General features: G+C 40.5%; 13 protein-coding genes. 1 reads left to right on the top strand and 12 read right to left on the bottom strand.

Going from position 1 to position 17,204, the window contains the following annotated elements; genetic code table 11:
• Window positions 1–3: 3 nt before the first annotated feature.
• Window positions 4–1,419 carry an MFS transporter gene (locus ABD930_RS05235; RefSeq protein WP_345230649.1) on the bottom strand — a complete coding sequence of 472 codons (1,416 nt, stop codon included), beginning with the start codon at window positions 1,417–1,419 and terminating at the stop codon, window positions 4–6.
• Between the two features lie 102 nt (window positions 1,420–1,521).
• Between ABD930_RS05235 and ABD930_RS05230 the strand changes: the two genes are divergently transcribed.
• The gene (locus ABD930_RS05230; RefSeq protein ID WP_345230648.1) at window positions 1,522–1,902 is read left to right on the top strand and encodes a winged helix-turn-helix transcriptional regulator; all 381 of its coding nucleotides are present in this window, start codon (window positions 1,522–1,524) and stop codon (window positions 1,900–1,902) included.
• 42 nt (window positions 1,903–1,944) lie between these two features.
• On the opposite strand, the gene ABD930_RS05225 is transcribed toward ABD930_RS05230, so the two are convergent.
• From ABD930_RS05225 to ABD930_RS05175, 11 genes are all read right to left on the bottom strand, one after another.
• A complete protein-coding gene (locus ABD930_RS05225; RefSeq protein ID WP_345230647.1) occupies window positions 1,945–4,575 on the bottom strand; it encodes a carboxypeptidase-like regulatory domain-containing protein in 2,631 nt (876 codons plus the stop codon).
• 69 nt (window positions 4,576–4,644) lie between these two features.
• Complete coding sequence (locus tag ABD930_RS05220; protein WP_345230646.1) at window positions 4,645–5,538, bottom strand: GLPGLI family protein; 894 nt, start codon at window positions 5,536–5,538, stop codon at window positions 4,645–4,647.
• A gap of 926 nt (window positions 5,539–6,464) precedes the next feature.
• Entirely contained in the window at window positions 6,465–6,824 is a 360-nt protein-coding gene (locus ABD930_RS05215; protein WP_345230816.1) for a glyoxalase superfamily protein, read from the bottom strand.
• A 23-nt stretch (window positions 6,825–6,847) separates the two neighbouring features.
• Window positions 6,848–7,867, bottom strand: a complete 1,020-nt coding sequence (locus ABD930_RS05210; protein ID WP_345230645.1) for a hemin-degrading factor — start codon at window positions 7,865–7,867, stop codon at window positions 6,848–6,850.
• A gap of 5 nt (window positions 7,868–7,872) precedes the next feature.
• Complete coding sequence (locus ABD930_RS05205; RefSeq protein ID WP_345230644.1) at window positions 7,873–8,655, bottom strand: heme ABC transporter ATP-binding protein; 783 nt, start codon at window positions 8,653–8,655, stop codon at window positions 7,873–7,875.
• 19 nt (window positions 8,656–8,674) lie between these two features.
• A complete protein-coding gene (locus ABD930_RS05200; protein WP_345230643.1) occupies window positions 8,675–9,709 on the bottom strand; it encodes a FecCD family ABC transporter permease in 1,035 nt (344 codons plus the stop codon).
• Between the two features lie 122 nt (window positions 9,710–9,831).
• On the bottom strand, window positions 9,832–10,695 hold the full coding sequence (locus tag ABD930_RS05195) for a heme/hemin ABC transporter substrate-binding protein (RefSeq protein ID WP_345230642.1): 864 nt from the start codon (window positions 10,693–10,695) through the stop codon (window positions 9,832–9,834).
• 147 nt (window positions 10,696–10,842) lie between these two features.
• Complete coding sequence (locus ABD930_RS05190) at window positions 10,843–11,466, bottom strand: HmuY family protein (protein ID WP_345230641.1); 624 nt, start codon at window positions 11,464–11,466, stop codon at window positions 10,843–10,845.
• 16 nt (window positions 11,467–11,482) lie between these two features.
• Window positions 11,483–13,582: a TonB-dependent receptor plug domain-containing protein gene (locus ABD930_RS05185; RefSeq protein WP_345230640.1), complete on the bottom strand. Its 2,100-nt coding sequence runs from the start codon at window positions 13,580–13,582 to the stop codon at window positions 11,483–11,485.
• A 211-nt stretch (window positions 13,583–13,793) separates the two neighbouring features.
• The gene (msrA, locus tag ABD930_RS05180; protein WP_345230639.1) at window positions 13,794–14,303 is read right to left on the bottom strand and encodes a peptide-methionine (S)-S-oxide reductase MsrA; all 510 of its coding nucleotides are present in this window, start codon (window positions 14,301–14,303) and stop codon (window positions 13,794–13,796) included.
• Between the two features lie 65 nt (window positions 14,304–14,368).
• Window positions 14,369–17,113 (bottom strand): DNA gyrase/topoisomerase IV subunit A, encoded by a 2,745-nt coding sequence (locus ABD930_RS05175; RefSeq protein WP_345230638.1) that lies wholly within the window; start codon window positions 17,111–17,113, stop codon window positions 14,369–14,371.
• Window positions 17,114–17,204: the final 91 nt, after the last annotated feature.

Below are 17,204 nucleotides of genomic sequence, written 5' to 3'. Positions count from 1 at the left end.
ATCTTACGATCGGCGCAAAGGAAATTGGAAGCATATCAACGCTACAAGCCCCAACAACGCCATGTTGGTTAATGTTGTGGTACCGTATGCCTTCTCGTAAGATGCTTCAGACACATCATAACCCAATGTACTAAAGAATATTCCACCGATAATTCCTACCCCTAAAGCAATTGAAATTTGTTGAACGGTTAAATACAAACCAGATGCAGCGCCGGCCGAATTGGGCGCAATGCCCTTCAGTGAAATGGTAAACATGGTGGGGAGCACGGAACCGCACCCTAAGCCATAAACAAATAATATAGGCAGTACCAAACCTGTCTGTACATAACCTATTCGTAAAACAAATATATGTAGCAAAAGCGAAGCAATCATCAAGGACAAGCCCCCTATCAGCACCCATTTGCCAAAACGAATCACCAACTTTATGGCAAGAAAAGAAGCCACAACATAACCTAGTCCTTGAAATACAAAATAAATTCCGGTAATTGATGAATTCATGTGAAGTCCATTTTGGAGGTGCATGGCATTGATCAAGAAGTAAGAATCCTGTACCATATAATAGAAAACGGCTGCGCATAAACCGATAGTAAAGTATCGGTTTTTAAATAAGTTAAAATTTATAAGCGGTTCTTTTCCTAATGACAAACAGCTACGCTGGTTCCAAATAAACGCCAAGAAAAGCGGTATCGATAAGGCTAATAAAAAAATCGTCCATTTAGGCCAGTTGAGCTCTCGCCCTTGAATCAATGGGTAGATAAAGGTTATCAACGCCAACATAAGAAGTATCACCCCTGCGCTATTAAATGATGATTTCTTTGCCTCCTTTTCTAAGTTAATGTGGTGGTCTTGGTGCAAAAAGCGATAAGCTAACCAGGAAGCAAGTAAACCAATCGGCAGATTAATTAAGAATATCAGTCGCCAACCCGCAATAAACCAATGTGTATCCGGTAGTACACCTCCCAAAAATTGTCCGATAACAGAGGCTGTTCCCGCAATGCTTCCGTAAATCCCCAGCGCCTTTTCCCGTTCTTTAATATCCGTGAAAATCTGGGGGATAAATGCAATGCCTTGGGGAACCATAAAAGCTGCACTCATTCCCTGTATCAACCTGCTAACATTGAGTTGCCAAGCATTTTGGGCAAAGCCACATGCACAGGAAGCAATCGTGAAAATGAGGATGCCAACAATAAAGACCCTTTTCTTTCCAAAATAATCACCAGCCCTTCCTCCCATCACCAGAAATGAAGCATAGCCAATAACATACAATACAATGACTAGCTGAATATCGCCATCTGATCCTTGAATTCCCTCTTTGATAGCGGGTATAGCCACATTTACAATAAAGAGATCGATAACGGATAAGAAAATGGCAGACGAAACGATGAAAAGGAGAAACCACTTATAACGTATGTTATTCATATAATCTGTTTTTACACTATTGCACTTATTTATTTACCTTTATCCATCGAATGTGAGGTATTTCAAAAGATTACACAAGTAGTTTGCTAAACAATACTAGGTATGGAAAAGAATACTATTATTGATAATGAGGGTCTTGAAAAGGAGAAAAAAAAGAATTTTAAAGAAAATAACTGTGTTGTGACAAATGTTTTTAAGGTGATTGGCGGAAAATGGAAAGTATTGCTCATCAACGCGATTTATAATGACTGTCCAAAACGATTTGGAGAGTTACGTCGGGAAATGGAGGATGTTGCCCAAGCAACGCTAACCTCACAATTGCGTGAACTAGAGCGTGATGGCATTATCTGTAGAAAGGCTTATGCAGAGTCTCCCCCTCGTGTGGAATATAAATTAACGGACTTCGGGAAAACACTTATTCCTGTTATTCGCTCGCTGGAAAATTGGTGGCATAATTATGCTGAATATCGAAATACATTGTAAGAGTAGTTTTATAGCTACCTTGCATGCTTAGCTAGTAGAACACTACCGGATCGTAAACGTATATTTTAACACCGCCATTCTACCTCGTAAAATATATCGATTGTACCAGAATTGATTAGCAGTTAGGCTATAAGCTTCGTATGTCTTTATATCAGCCAAGTTTGTCAGGTTCAATTCGATATCCGAATGCCATTTATTTACCGTATAACGAAGGTGTGCATCTATAAAAAAATAACGAATCGTTTGTGCGTGTTTTTGTAGCGTAAGTAAATGTCTTCCATTGACACCAACCAGCCACCTTTTATTCGGCGTTAGATTGAGCATAAGCGACTGATCATACAACTGTATTGCTTGCTCTGGGAGAGACAATTGTAATTTTCCATCGGCAAGCTTACTTGCTGTCCATGTTGCAGTTGCCTGATAGGATAGGGAAAATAACTCCCATAGGCGTGCTTCTATGCTGGGGCTCAGCGAAAAGATCGTGTTAGAATAGGGTAGAAGCTGTTCATTAAGCAATTGATTAAAACGAGAGGTACTCCAAGAGGCCTTCAGCGCAGTCGTAGCGCCTAGTCCAAAGATATATTTACTAATGCCTCCATAAGCAGAAAACGTACTGACATTATTCGATAAGGGTACTAGTATGGTTTGTGTCAATTGGTTGGTAACTCGACTGGAGAGGATGGCATCAGCTGTCGCTCTACTCCAATCGAGACCGGTATTGACAAACAACAAGTCTACCGAGCGTTGAAAGTTATACCGTAATCTTACCCGATGACTTTTTTCTTCCCGTAATCCCGCACGATTTGCCATTAAACTTCTATAGTTAACCAAAACAGCCCCACGATACACTTGGCTAATATCGCCAAGCTGATTAGCATATGCATAGTTCAATGCGATAAAATCTTCCGCCCCAACCCTAATCTGCATGCGAAAAGAGGGATTGAAAAGCCACTGCCGTTTCGCGGTATCCAAATTAAAAGATCGATCACGGTAATTAACCGTTTGCCAAGCGAAGGGAAGGGCCAATGTGGCATTTATCCTATCTTTTTTAAATCCGTAGGTGGCATCCACATAAAAACGATTTCGGTTCCAGTGCAAGCGATTAGTGCCTTCTAGGCTATAGCGATGCTCACTTCCATCAAGCTGCATGAAGTGTAAATCCGACTGCATTTGTTGCTGCTCATGAATCAAACCTACCCCATACTGTTGCTTCAGAAAGCCTTTCACTAAGCCATAGGCCAAAGAAGCTTTATTGAACCAAGAAGGTATCTCAACGAATTGCTTGGTACTAGCGTAGGTTGAGCTATCATAAAGCACATTAGGGTTAACGCCAGGAGAGATGGACAATGTTTGGGGTCGATTATAATAATTAGTATACCACGCCACGGTGATGATATTCTTATTCCGTAATTGTGGTACATATTGAAAATGGTTAGAAAAATCGCTAATACGTTCTTTCAATTGTTGGTTCATAACTAAATTGTCCCTGCTTAAAGCGGAAGGCATAGCACTACCCGAATAGGAAAACCGTAGCTCATCTTTAATATAGTGATTTTCCTTATTGTCTTCGGCAGTTAGCATAACATCTGTTAAAAAAGGTTTTCTGGTAATTACTTGTTGTTCTGTATAACGAATCGTATCATGTTCCAAGTATAGCTCATTCAATCCACGATAATCTAAACGGTTTTTATCCAGCAACAAATTAATATTGCTTTTCAACAGTAAGCCCTTTTTCAGATGTGTTAGGTTATTGGCATTCAGTGAAGCAGAATTATTCAGGTAGAACCTGTTTTTTGGCAGCGCGGGCAAACCTGCTGTTCCAGACGACAATAAAGAGCCGGGATGCTCGTTTCCTATGTCAGCAAGGAAAGAAGAACGATTAAATGCAGTAAAGTCGGCCGATAGATCCTCTCCCACATTATTTCCCTTCAGCACATTCAATAACTTATATTTCTTGTTAAACAATAGGGCGTTCAGCTCCTCATCGTATTGATCGGGCAGACCTGCCCCAACCTTTGCCTGTCCGGTAAGCTTCAATTTTGCTTCTTCTTTAATCACTAAATTAATCGCTACATCGTCGCTATAACGCTTATTTTGCAAGACTTTGATCGGTTGATGATTTTGTAAAACTTCCACGCCTTTTACCATACCATGGGGAATGGTCTTCGATCCAATAGCATATTTGTCGTCCAGCAGATTATCGCCATCGATGTAAAAATTAGCTATACTTTTGCCATTATATTTTATCTCTCCATTATCACCTACCTCCATCCCTGGCATCCGTCGAATAACATCGCCAATGGAACGGTCTTCGTTTTTTGCAAAGGACTGTACCTGATATATCAAGGTGTCACCCCGTTTGTCTATATGTGGCCGACTTTTTACCTCGACCTCCGAAAGATCGATCGCTTCCTCTTCCATAAGTAATGCATAGTAGTTTTTGGGTATAGTCATCGCTATGCTAACGGTTTTATAGCCCAAATGCTTGACTTCCAATAGTAAGGTCTTCACCTTTATGGAATCTGGTAGCAAAATTGCAAAATACCCTTCACTATCGCTCGCCTTGAAAGCCACTATTTGCCCTATTGGATTTTTAATCACCACATTGGCATAGGGAATCGGCTTCCCCTCTTTTGTTTGAAGTTTTCCCTGAACCTGTTTTTTTTTGGGCAAAGGCAAGATGAGCTCCTACCGCAATGAGTAGACAGCATAAAAAGTACTTCATGATAGATCAATAACTTATCAGTCTGTTAACTCTATTGGATTATTCGTAACATTAGAAACTCGTTCAGGATCGGTTTTAAGAATGTTAATGCTTTTGATTTTGGAAGGATCGATCACTTGGTTGATCTGCGTTGACATATCATCCCGTTTACCCTTGACCAATGGTGTCGATGCGGTTTTTCCTTCGGTTCCAGCCTTCAACACCGCTTGTGGATTCTTTTTAAAGGCCTCTTGCAAATTCAGGAAAGCCGACTTTTCGGTTACTATAAGGTCACTAGGAAGTCCGAATACCAGCTCACCTCCGCTTACTTTGTCAAATCCCACATAATGGAATACAACTTCATTTCGACTGTCGCTCGCTTCCAGAATTAGGCCTGGTAGTCCCGATAATTTCCACGGTCCATAGGAAAAGGGGAGGTCGGGAGTAAACCAAGCAGTATAATCACGACCTCTGAAATGCATATCTGCCCGTTGACAGGTATAGCCACCAATTGTCTTCGTTTCCTGGCCGATCTTCCAATTTATTTCCGGATAGTTTTCATCCAATAGGTATTGCCTACCTCCAAGTTTATGCACTACTTTAAAAATTTTTTCGGCTGGCCGTACAAAATACGATTCATTGGTAGACCCTCGTCCCACGATCGTAATATTACCGTCAAAGGCAGGATCTTTAGCTTGTTTCAATAGTTGTTCATTGACCTGTTTTCCCGCATTAGATTCATAAAGAGAGGCATCCTTAGCGATGTACAAGATCATCTCCTCTTCATGATATTTGCTTCGCTGGGTGGTATCATTAACATAAATAAAATTGTAATGGGCTGTAGCTAATACAGGCATATCTTCTTGCGCCCGCAAAATTGAAACGGACACAACACCCATTGCCAACAAAAAGCAGCTTTTTAGTTTATTCATAATTATTTCGTTTTTGTTTTACGAATATATCGAATATTTACGAATATTTCGTAGATTAATTAAAAAATGATCCCTCCTCCGCGACATGCAACAGTCCAGATCATTTCAGTAATTGTCTAATCCTTTAGGGATTTGTTTGGGGCTATTCAACCAAGAGTAGTATGTGATCCATTTGGTAAAAATTTTTCCTCAATGGTTTCCTTTCCTCAATAGTTTCCTTTATTAAATATAAAACTAGCGTATTACTTATCTTTAAATTATATACTAAATAGGGTTTTAATCGGATTTAATTCGGACCTTGTTCGGACGTTATTCGGATAAAAGCGAATAATATCCTATTTATTTGCCTATATATATCCTATTACTTCAATCTTAATAGTTTACTTGATTCCCACTTGTCTATAGGTTGGTATCTTAAAATATCGCAAGCCGCGACTCCGCAGGTTAAGCGAATAGTACCTATGGTGGGTGCTGTAGAATACCGTAATTTTCTTACCTTTACCTTAAAAAGGTTCGTGCTCCTTTTCGGACACATTATTCTGCAAGTCGATGCTCTTTTATTACTATTCACGGTAACAAAACTACGCCTTCCTGCGTCTTAAAGTTATGGAACAAAACGAAAGCCCTAAAAAAAATAAATTTATGGTTTGGCTCAAGCGCCTTGGCTTTTGGGGTTTTCTCTTTTTTCTATTAAAGGGTATTCTTTGGCTTGTATTAGGTTATTGGGTACTCAAATAAAAACACCACTTATTTTCCACCTGAACATCCTGCTCTTTTCGACTGAACACACTATTTGGAAAGACTTATCGAAAAACGGACATCTTAGATCAGAGTATACCACAAAAAAATAAAGCGGGTGATTCATATCAGCCGCTTTACACTAACTAAACTAAACAACTATATAAACAATCGATATATAGGGATCTTTATGTCTGTTGGCTAAAGAGCAAGGTATTACCAAAAGGGTCAATAATGCTCATCGTTTTTGCTCCCCATGGAGCATCTTCCAAGCCAGGACGATAATATTTATATTGAGCGGCCAGCAATTGTTGCTGCCAATTTTCTAAGTTATCCGTATAGTCAATAAACACCTTAGTACCCGGAGTCCCATCGCCATAATGTTCACTTAAATGGATTTTTAATGGTCCTTTTGAGATCTGCAAATACAATGGAAAATTATCGCCATAACGATGTTCCCAGTCTACCTGAAACCCCAACCATTGTACATAAAATTCTTTGGCTTTTTCAACATCAAAAATCCGTAAGATGGGTATAATGTTCATGATTATTTCATTAAAAACAATTGATATTACGTAAAATCAGCAATCACTTGGCGCCAATCTTCGCGTTCCGGGATACCGGGTTTACGCTTCCCAAAAAATTGTACAATAAGATCTCCTGCGGCATCATATACTTCGATGCTGGTTACCAAACCTTCAGCTGTTGGTTTTTTAACCACCCAAATCTTTTCAATAGCATCTTCGCGTAGATGCATATTAAATTCGGGGTCGAGCACATTAAACCAGGGTCCTGTTTGTACTAATTTTTTCATTTGGCCGGTATGGATCTGAATACACCCACGGTTACCGATAAACACCATAATTTCCAAATTCCGTTCCGATATCTGCGTTAAAATCGTCTTCAATACCGGTAATTCCATCCGATAAGCGTGTCCTCCAGGCGCCAAACGTAATGCTTGCGTACGAGTAATACCATAGGTACGCAACAGTCCGTGAAAATCGTGCGTATCTTGAAGTGCAAGCCAAGCTTCTTGAAACGCTTTCGCATTAATTTCGCTATCGGGCTTTTCTTCTGGTTTAGCTGGGCTATCTTCTATCGACAACGGCTTATCTGTCTCTTCCGCTTTAAAGGTACGAATGAGTTGTTCATATGCTGCAACATTACTGTTCTCTTGTATATAAATTTTATGTATCGCTTCGCCGTCTCCACCAAAAAATTGTATACTTCTTCGTTCTCCTTCTTCTACTGCAAAAGCAAATTTCCACTGATGTAAAAAAAGCCTTAAATCAATGTCCGGATTAACGACTAGCCCTATGTGTCCATTGACACCTACTTTACGGTATTCTCCCTTTCGCTCATGTACGGCAAAATCATTTCTGGTTAAAGCCATCACGTAGCCTAAGGTGGGTACCGCCTTCAATATTTCCTGAATGTGATCGCCTTTTAAGGGTATCGTTTGAGGAGATACAGCAACTAATTCTGCTTCACTCACACCCAATTGCTTAGCAGCATCCCGGATTCTCACTCTTGGATTTGCTGCCTTAAATGACTCATACTGCTCTTTTAAAGCTATTGTTGTGTTTTCCATGTTGTTTAATTGATGATGACATTGGGTAAAATTAATGGACATTTGAAATTTTCCCCTTCCATTAAGGTTACATTTATTCCAAAGGCTTCGTGAATATGATCGCAGGTAACCACTTCCGTAGGTGTGCCAAAAGCTACCACCTTTCCCTCTTTTAACAAAAGTACCTTATCTGCGTATCGCGAAGCAAAATTTACATCGTGCAAAATGCTGATCACGCTAAATCCTCGATCGGCTAAGGAACGTGCCAACAACAGCACTTGCTGCTGATACAGCATATCCAATCCGTTCGTTGGCTCGTCTAAAAATAGGAGTCCCCCCGGTTGATCGTAGATTTGGGCGATCACCCTAGCCAATTGTACCCGTTGCTGCTCACCACCGGAAAGCGTATGGTAATGCCGATTACTAAAATCGATAACCCCTGTTTCTTCCATTGCCGCTTTTATAATAGTTAAATCATGTGCAGAGGGCTGTTGTTCAAAATGAGGGTATCTCCCCATTAGGACAATTTCCTGTACGGTAAACGATACGGCTAAGGTATGCTGTTGACTAAGTACAGCGCGAAAGGTAGCCAGCTCCTTTAACGAAAAGGCTGTTATCGGTCTACCGGCCAATAAAATTTCTCCTTCTTTACTCGTCATTTCTTTACAAAGAAGCTTTAGCAAGGTACTTTTACCGGCACCATTGGCCCCAATAATAGCCAAGTGTTCTCCACCGCCAAGCGTAAAACTGACGTTATCCAGCAATTTCTTCTGTCCTACTTTATAGGATAATTGACGTACCTGAATCATTCTTCAAATTCTTTATTCCTTATATAGTGTTAACGCTCCGCTCCCGCAAAATAATATAAATAAAAATCGGTGTCCCTATTAATGCTGTTAAAATACCAATGGGCAATTCTGCCGGTGCCAATAGGGTTCTGGACAATAAATCGGCTAAGACCAGCACAATGGCACCTAATAGCGCAGAGCCTGGAATAACCAAACGATTATCAGCGGAAAATGCCATACGTAAAATATGTGGCACAACCAATCCGACAAAGCCAATGACGCCTGATACTGCAACTGATGCACCGACTCCCAATGTTGCCAATACGATCGTTACTTTTTTAAGCATATCTACATTGACCCCCATATAGCCAGCCTGTGATTCACCTAGCGCTAAAGCATTCAATGATTTGGCCAGAAACGGTAAAACGATCAAGGGGATAAGCACAAAAGGCAAAATGGCTGTCACTGTTTTCCAGCTAGCTCCTCCTAGGCTTCCCAAGCTCCAAAAGGTGATATTACGCAATTGCTCATCGGTTGAGGTATAAGTCAATAAACCTGTAAACGAACCAGCAAGTGCATTAATGGCTATTCCTACTAGCAGCAAGGTCGTAATGTTTGCTTTTCCACCAACAACAGATACCCGGTACACCATAAAGGTTGCTAAACAAGCGCCCACAAATGCAGCAATTGCCAGCGCGTGGTAACCAAAAATAGCCGTTAAAAACTTGAGCTCCATGACAATTGCTAATACTGCAAAAAGTGACGCACCGGAAGAAATACCAATTAAACCTGGTTCTGCCAAAGGGTTTCGGAATAAACCTTGCATCGCGGCACCAGATATAGCCAAGCTCGAACCAACCAGTATTCCCAAAAATACGCGTGGTAAGCGAAGACCGAATAATACGGATTCTTGCTGACGACTAAAATGAATTTCATCGCTCCAATTCATCCGATAGGCCAAAATAGACCGTAACTCGCCGGCACTGATTTTTACAGCTCCAATACAAATCGATAGCGCCATAGCACCTAGTAATAAAATACCTAATCCGATCAATATGATGCTGTAGTTTTTCACTTGTTTTTGTTCGTTATCAGTCTTACGTTGTACGTTTTAAGTTCTAAGTTATAAATACGCGCTTAACTCGCATTACGCTTTAAGCTTATGGCTTATGCCTATTGCTGAATTTCTAATTAACCTCATCGTATTTTCTCCGACAGCTCTTTAATCGCCTGTCCTAGTCGCTGACTGAACCCCGTTAGTAACTGACCATCCATTTCGACGAACTTGTTATTTTTTCCGGCATTTGTTTCTTTAACCCCTTGTACTTCTAAGAGCCCTTTTGGTCCACCCAAGCTCTCCAAACCAGAAGTAAATAACAGAATGACGTCAGGATTAGCCGCTACGAGTGCCTCAGATGTCAAAGGCTTAAAATCTTGGAAGCCACTTACTGCGTTTTGGCCATCAGCTAGTTCAATGATTTTAGCGGGCTGGGTATTTTCACCAGCAACCATCATCGTACCTGCACCTCTTGCATAAATAAATAGCACTTTAGGCTTTTCTGTGTTTGCCGGCAAGCTATCCAATGCCGTGAGATCCTGATCCAACTTAGCTAAAATTGAATCGCCTTTTTGCTTCAGTCCCAAACTATCACTCACGGCCAAGATTAATTGTTTTGTACCATCAATGGAATACTCCTGATGAAACAACAACACTTTTACCCCAGCCGCCTTTAATTGATCTTCCAATTCGCCCTTCACTTCTTCACGTACGCCAATTACCCAGTCCGGCTTTAAAGCTAGAATTCCTTCAGCGGCCATTTGACGATTATGCCCTACCTTTGGCTTTTGCAATAAGGATTTTGGATAAGTACTAGCCACATCTACCCCAACGATATGGTTTTCCAAACCAATACCCGATAAGATTTCGCTGATCGTTCCATTGATCGAAACAATACGCGTTGAGTCGTTGACAATGCTTTCATCTGCAGCTCGATCGCTATTTCTGCAGGAAACTATAATTAAGGCTAGGCCTATTATGAAAACACTCAGCTTTTTATTCATTTTAATCTTTTACGGTTAACAATATAGATAAGCGAAAAAAGCTCCGACCCCAACCATCCCAACACAGCAGGGCCGGAAACTTCTAACCAAACTAAACATGAACATATTTTTCATACCAAATAGCTCTACAAGAGTTCTTGGTTATGGTTATTTAAGGTTCGTAGAACCATCCGGTTGCACAACGTAGTTAAACGTGTAAAAACGCGCCGCCGGTCTGGTCGACAAATCAGCAAACGCTGCAGTTGTCGTATCCGGATTACCTTTATAATAACTAATAATTTCTACCTTAACGTATTTGCCATCATGCGTTTTCAAGACAATGATTGTACCCGGCTTTGGAAGAATTGCGTGTTGCGGCTCTGTCATATTGGTATAATTGTACCAGGTTTTGATCGCTTCTGTGCTGTATCCATCACTAGGTGCAGTAACTAATTCGCTGAACACTCCGGAGACAAGTTGTGCCGTAGCGCCATTTCCCAGCTCTAAATTCGTACTATTGAATTTTATATCCCACGTTGTGCTGGTGGAATCAACCTCTTTTCCCGCTGAAAAATCATAATATACCGAAGCGGCTACTTCAACATCATTACCATCTTTATCTTTAACTACTTGTTTTTTGGTACCATCCAGATCCTTCACTTGAACAACTTCCAGTTCGGATTCAGGTGCGGGGCCATTGTCATCGTCTTTACTGCAAGAAGTGGCAAAAGCAGCAAATCCGATTAAGGCTAACAACATCATTTTCATTTTAAAAGTCAACGTTTTCATCATTATTTATTTTTAAAATTTATTTATTAAATGCATATGAAACGCCAATATAGAATAATCTGCCCGGGATGGAACTGATATAATCCTTATTGGTGAAATCCAGTATATTATCTACCGTTCCTTGTAATCTCAGCCGCTGATCCAAGATAGCTTTAGATACAGAAGCATTGAACAAAGAATAGCCCTTCACATATTCTTCTGGGCGATTTAAAATACCATTACCATCTACATCACGGATACCATATTTTCCCCGATAAATCCATCTGATCGATCCCGTAATTCCTTGTTTGGCATTGGTATAGCTAACGCTTGCATTTGCCATATATTTAGATCGGTTAAGCAGCCCTCCGTATTCAGATGACATCACTCTTTTGGTCGAGCCTGTTGCATCGCGCGTATAAACCGTTCCTGCTTTTATCTGGTCAATTACATCATTATCTTTTGCTTCTAGATACTGTAGTCCGCCACCAAATTCCCACTGCTGATTTAGCATATAAGTGCCTTCTAACTCTAGTCCTTGTGTATAAACACTGTTCAGATTAAAATAAGAGTACACCGATTGACTATTCGTTTTGATAGCAACCCCTTGTGTTTCAATTAAATTGCTGATGTTATTCCTAAATCCGTTTAAACGGATAGCCAACCCATCGAACGGTTTAACTTTTAGTCCGAGATTATAAGCCCACGAGCTTTCCGCTTTCAATGGCACCAGATTAGTCGTATCAATCAGTATTTCCCGTATTTGCCCCTCTTCTTCCAGACGATGCAGGTAATAAGATAAACTTTCGTAACCAAATACACTATATCCCACTACGGCATTCGTAAAATTTAAATAGAGCTGCCGGAATTCGGGTGCTTTATATCCTCTACTTACCGAAGCCAACACGATAAACTTATCGGAGAATTTATAATTGGCGGCAAGTTTCGGACTAAATTGCGACTGGTAGACATTGTGGGCATCGTACCGACCACCGGCAATCACGTTAATTTTATTTCGCCATTTCCAATCAGCTTGAATATAACCATATCCCGATTTGAAACTTTCGAGATTATCGTAGCGCGTTGCCTCTACTGTTTCATGTTGCAGGCCTATCCCACCAGTTAAGGTTAATGTCGAATCTACGCGGTAATCGTGTTGAAATTCTCCACGGGTAAAGGCCTGATCAAAAAAGGTGTCATCATAAAGCTCTTGATTGTCTGTATAATATAAAGCAGATTGGGTTTTGTAGGTCGTACGATAAAATCTTAAGGAAGAAAAATGATGATCTGAAAAGCGATGGGTTATCGAAGGAAATATGCTCAGATCCTTTACCGTCCCGTCACCACTTACTGCACGATCATCCACTGCATAGTGATCATGCTGCGTATTGTCAAAATAGCGCATAGAAAAGACCACATTGGTTTTGTCTGACAGTGCTGCGCCAACCTTTCCCGTAAACGTATAGGATTTATAGGGAGATACGGTTTGAAAACCCGATTCAGGCGCTAAACTATAACCGTCGCTACTATAGCGATTTACCATAGCCGAAAGATTTAATCGATCGTTTCGATACCCCCCATCTGCAGTTAAATCGGTGTTATTATTCGTACCATATCTGCCGGATAGGCCTAGATTTGCCCCCTTCTTCGGATTATAGGTAATGATATTGATTACTCCAGCCATCGCCTCACTACCGTATAAGGAAGAAGCCGGACCTTTTAATATTTCTATTCGATCGATATTCGCGGTAGTTAATCGGGAAAGTTCTAATGTGCCCGAAGTACGACCGATCACGGGTTCCCCATCAATCATGATCAGGGTATATTGCGGATCGAATCCTTGCATCTGTATGCCTATGCCATGATCAGATACGATAGCCAGTCCGGTTTGTTCTGCTAAAATTTCATCTAAGCGCACCATCCCTCTTCGCTTAATCTCCTCACTACTGATGACGGTCATCGGCTGTGGAACATCATCCACTTGCTTGGCCGTTCTTGTGGCAGTTACCACCACCTCCTTTAATGTATCCTTTTTAATAATAGACGTATCTTGAGCGTCTGTTATGCCCGAAAATTGCTGGCCTTTTGCAGCCCCACCAATCAGTACATATAAACCCATTAGAAGCGTCCTTTTGTCCATTTGTTATTTAGAATGATTACAAACAATGCAAGTATAAAGCTTATTTAGATCAAGTACAAATAATATTTAAAATAAGTGGGCCGTAGAGTAGAAGAGTAGCGGAATAGGGAATTAGCTCATGTGACAATTAGCTAACATGATCATTAGTCAATAGGCCAATTAGCCAATTTGAATAATTAATTTGATTGGCTAATTCATTAATTGGCTAATTTTAAAGGCTTCGCAGGAATTTTTGCAGTTTAGGTTGTATAACGGCTGCGCAATAAGGGTTATCTGGATTATTGTTAAAATAATCGTGATGGTAATCTTCCGCTTCGTAAAATGCTTGAGCTGGAACAACTTCTGTGACGATAGGGGCATCGTAAACTTCTTCCTCTACAAGTTTATTGATCCATGTTTCTGCTTCAAACTTTTGCTCTGGATCGTGGTAAAAGATTACGGAACGATACTGGGGGCCTACATCATTTCCCTGTCGATTTAACGTTGTGGGGTCATGTGTCTTAAAGAAAACACCCAACAGTTTCTTATACGAAATTTGGTTGGGATCATATTCCAATTGCACCACTTCAGCGTGTCCGGTATCACCACTACACACTTCTTTATAGGTAGGATTTACTGTATGTCCGCCCATGTAACCGGGCTTAATTGATGTTACACCCTCGAGTTGTTGAAAAATAATTTCTGTACACCAGAAACAGCCTCCTCCAAATGTTGCTTTCATAATTTATGGTATTTAGTATTTAGATACAACGTAATAACTTATAACGCGCAACTCGCAACGCACAACTAAAAAAGTGATTGCTGCCCGCCTTCCTCCAGATCAATATCGTCTGGATTAGTAATTTCAAAATCAATTTTTGGTTTAGGCTTTTCAGCTACTTCCTCTATTTGATCTGCATTCCCTCCATTAGTCTCTTTTGTATCTTCTTCTCCATGCTGTCCATCTAATGTCGTCTCTATAGGCTTTTTTTCCTGTTCCTCAACCTTGTCAGGTGATTTTTCCGTTACTTCCTCTTCGGTAGTTAATAAGCTTATTTTTCGAATATCGTGTTGACTTAAACGATTCCCTTGTGCCTTCATACCTTTCACATCAACAATGGTATTAAGCGGTTGCTCCAAGACCTCAAAAAGTTGGTTTTTCCCTTTCAAAATTTCCAGTTTAACAATGGGGTCTTTGCTATTGGTTAATAAAATAAGTTTAGAGCCCGGCTCATCATTAATAATACTGGTGCTTCTTCCTAAAGGGGTGTTTTCAAAAGAAAAACGTTTCACCAAGTAATTGCCTGATTTACCATCAATATGAACCGCTGTATACACTTGCTCTGGCTTATATTTTTCAATGCGTAATAATTTAGGATCAAAGTGATTGGTCAATTCAAAGCTATTCAAACTATATGTTCCGTCTGGCATAACGGTTAAGATACGGTCGTCACCATCAAATTCCCCTAAATATTTACCTCTTCCATCGACATTTAAGCGATGTAAGATCTCATCATACCAGATTTTTCGTCCCGAAAGAGTCGACACACCCTTTGATTTTAAGACAATCTTCTTAATGGGATATTTACTGACAATGTTTCCTTGCGAGCCCCGTCCTTTAATGGCTATTTCAGCAAAATCTAGATCGAACTGTAATTTCCGCAACTTAGAGTGCGGCTTCAACTGCACATTAACCACCTCTGCTTCACCATTTGGATTAGCCGTGAAATAAAGAACTTTTGATCCTTTATTTCCCTTGGTTAAGTCGTACACTTTGTCTCGTGTAACGCCCAAAATGGAAAAACGTTTGATGTACGAAACACCGGTTTTCGCATCGCGATAAACCATATTGTAAACCGTACGTTCATCACCCTTTTTAAACACTCCTACATGGATGATATCTTTACCAACAAATACTTTGTCTTGAACCTTCGTTACTAAACAGGTACCGTTTTCCAAAAAAGTAATGATATCATCGATGTCCGAACAATCGCCCACATATTCATCTTTCTTCAGTCCGGTACCAATAAAACCATCTGCACGATTAACATAAAGCTTTACATTTGCTAAAGCAACCTGCGCTGCTTCCACCTTTTCAAATACCCGTATTTCCGTCTTTCGCTCCCTTCCCTTCCCATATTTATCCTTTAACATCTGAAACCAAGCGATGGCATAGTCCGTTAAATGCCGCAAATGGTGGCGAACTTCTTTGATTCCCTCTTCTAGTGCTTTCATTTGCTCATCGGCCTTTTTAACATCAAAACGGGTGATGCTACTCATGGGCTTATCGATCAACTTTTTGTAGTCTTCGGGCAAAATCTCGCGATAAAATTGATCAAAGAAAGGGGTAAATAAACTATCTAATACCTGTACTACGACCTCGAATGTTCCAGAATTTTCATACTCCGGATGCTTATACATTCCTTCCTGAATAAATATTTTCAACAGTGAGCTAAAGAAAATTTTCTCCTGCAGTTCATTCAGACGGATTTCCAGTTCGCTCTTGAGTAGTGCTTTCGTTTGTTTTGTGTTTTCGATCAGCACATCATTTACGCTCATGAAGTGTGGCTTCTCGTTACGAATAACACAGGTGTTGGGCGATATCGACACTTCACAATCGGTGAAGGCATACAACGCGTCAATGGTAACATCGGGAGAAATACCCGGCGCTAAATGAACAATAATCTCTACTGAAGCAGCGGTATTGTCCTCTATTTTCTTAATCTTAATCTTCCCTTTATCATTGGCCGCGATCACGCTATCGATCAAACCACTGGTGGTTGTGCCAAAAGGGATTTCTGTGATGGCTAAGGTTTTTTTATCGCGTTCTTCAATACGTGCCCTTATTTTGACCTTTCCACCACGCAAACCTTCGTTATATGCGGTTACATCGGCCATTCCTCCTGTCGGAAAATCAGGGTATAGATTCGGTCTACCTCCACGAAGCACCTCTATCGAGCTATCGATTAATTCGACAAAATTATGGGGCATAATCTTCGTTGCCAAACCAACGGCAATGCCCTCTGCGCCCTGCGCCAATAGCAAGGGAAACTTTACCGGCAAGGTTACCGGTTCCTTATTTCTTCCATCATAACTCAGTTGCCACTCGGTAGTATCTGGGTTAAATACCACGTCATTGGCAAACTTACTCAAGCGACCTTCAATATAACGGGGTGCAGCAGCCGAATCGCCCGTGATAGGATCACCCCAGTTTCCTTGGCAGTCGATCAGCAAATTTTTCTGCCCAATTTGCACCATGGCATCACCAATTGATGCGTCTCCATGGGGATGGTATTTCATTGTATTTCCAATAACGTTGGCGGCCTTATTGAATCGGCCATCGTCCATTTCTTTCAGCGAATGGAGAATCCGCCGTTGTACCGGCTTTAGCCCATCGTTAATATGCGGTACAGCGCGATCTAATATTACATAAGAGGCATAATCCAAAAACCAATTTTCATATAAACCTGATAAAGGAATGGTTTGGTTATGCTTTAAATCCTCATCTTCATTTTTTCCTGGAATTTCATTATTATCTAATATCTCACTCATGTTATAGTATTTAGTACGGTGTACCTCGTATTTAGATAAGCTATTGGCAGGTAAAAATACTAAACAATTTGGGATTTTAATAAGCAATTGT

The organism is Olivibacter ginsenosidimutans (assembly GCF_039542865.1).
GTDB classification, from domain to species: Bacteria; Bacteroidota; Bacteroidia; order Sphingobacteriales; family Sphingobacteriaceae; genus Olivibacter; species Olivibacter ginsenosidimutans.
The sequence above is the reverse complement of the archived record's forward strand: the minus strand, read 5'-3'. Positions and strand labels throughout refer to the sequence as shown.

Coding starts and splice junctions, on each gene's coding strand:
- ABD930_RS05230 (WP_345230648.1), top strand. CDS start 1,522: ATGGAAAAGAATACTATTATTGATAATGAGGGTCTTGAAAAGGAGAAA.
- ABD930_RS05220 (WP_345230646.1), bottom strand. CDS start 5,538: ATGAATAAACTAAAAAGCTGCTTTTTGTTGGCAATGGGTGTTGTGTCC.
- ABD930_RS05175 (WP_345230638.1), bottom strand. CDS start 17,113: ATGAGTGAGATATTAGATAATAATGAAATTCCAGGAAAAAATGAAGAT.
- ABD930_RS05195 (WP_345230642.1), bottom strand. CDS start 10,695: ATGAATAAAAAGCTGAGTGTTTTCATAATAGGCCTAGCCTTAATTATA.
- ABD930_RS05190 (WP_345230641.1), bottom strand. CDS start 11,466: ATGATGAAAACGTTGACTTTTAAAATGAAAATGATGTTGTTAGCCTTA.
- ABD930_RS05205 (WP_345230644.1), bottom strand. CDS start 8,655: ATGATTCAGGTACGTCAATTATCCTATAAAGTAGGACAGAAGAAATTG.
- ABD930_RS05210 (WP_345230645.1), bottom strand. CDS start 7,867: ATGGAAAACACAACAATAGCTTTAAAAGAGCAGTATGAGTCATTTAAG.
- ABD930_RS05235 (WP_345230649.1), bottom strand. CDS start 1,419: ATGAATAACATACGTTATAAGTGGTTTCTCCTTTTCATCGTTTCGTCT.
- ABD930_RS05185 (WP_345230640.1), bottom strand. CDS start 13,582: ATGGACAAAAGGACGCTTCTAATGGGTTTATATGTACTGATTGGTGGG.
- msrA (WP_345230639.1), bottom strand. CDS start 14,303: ATGAAAGCAACATTTGGAGGAGGCTGTTTCTGGTGTACAGAAATTATT.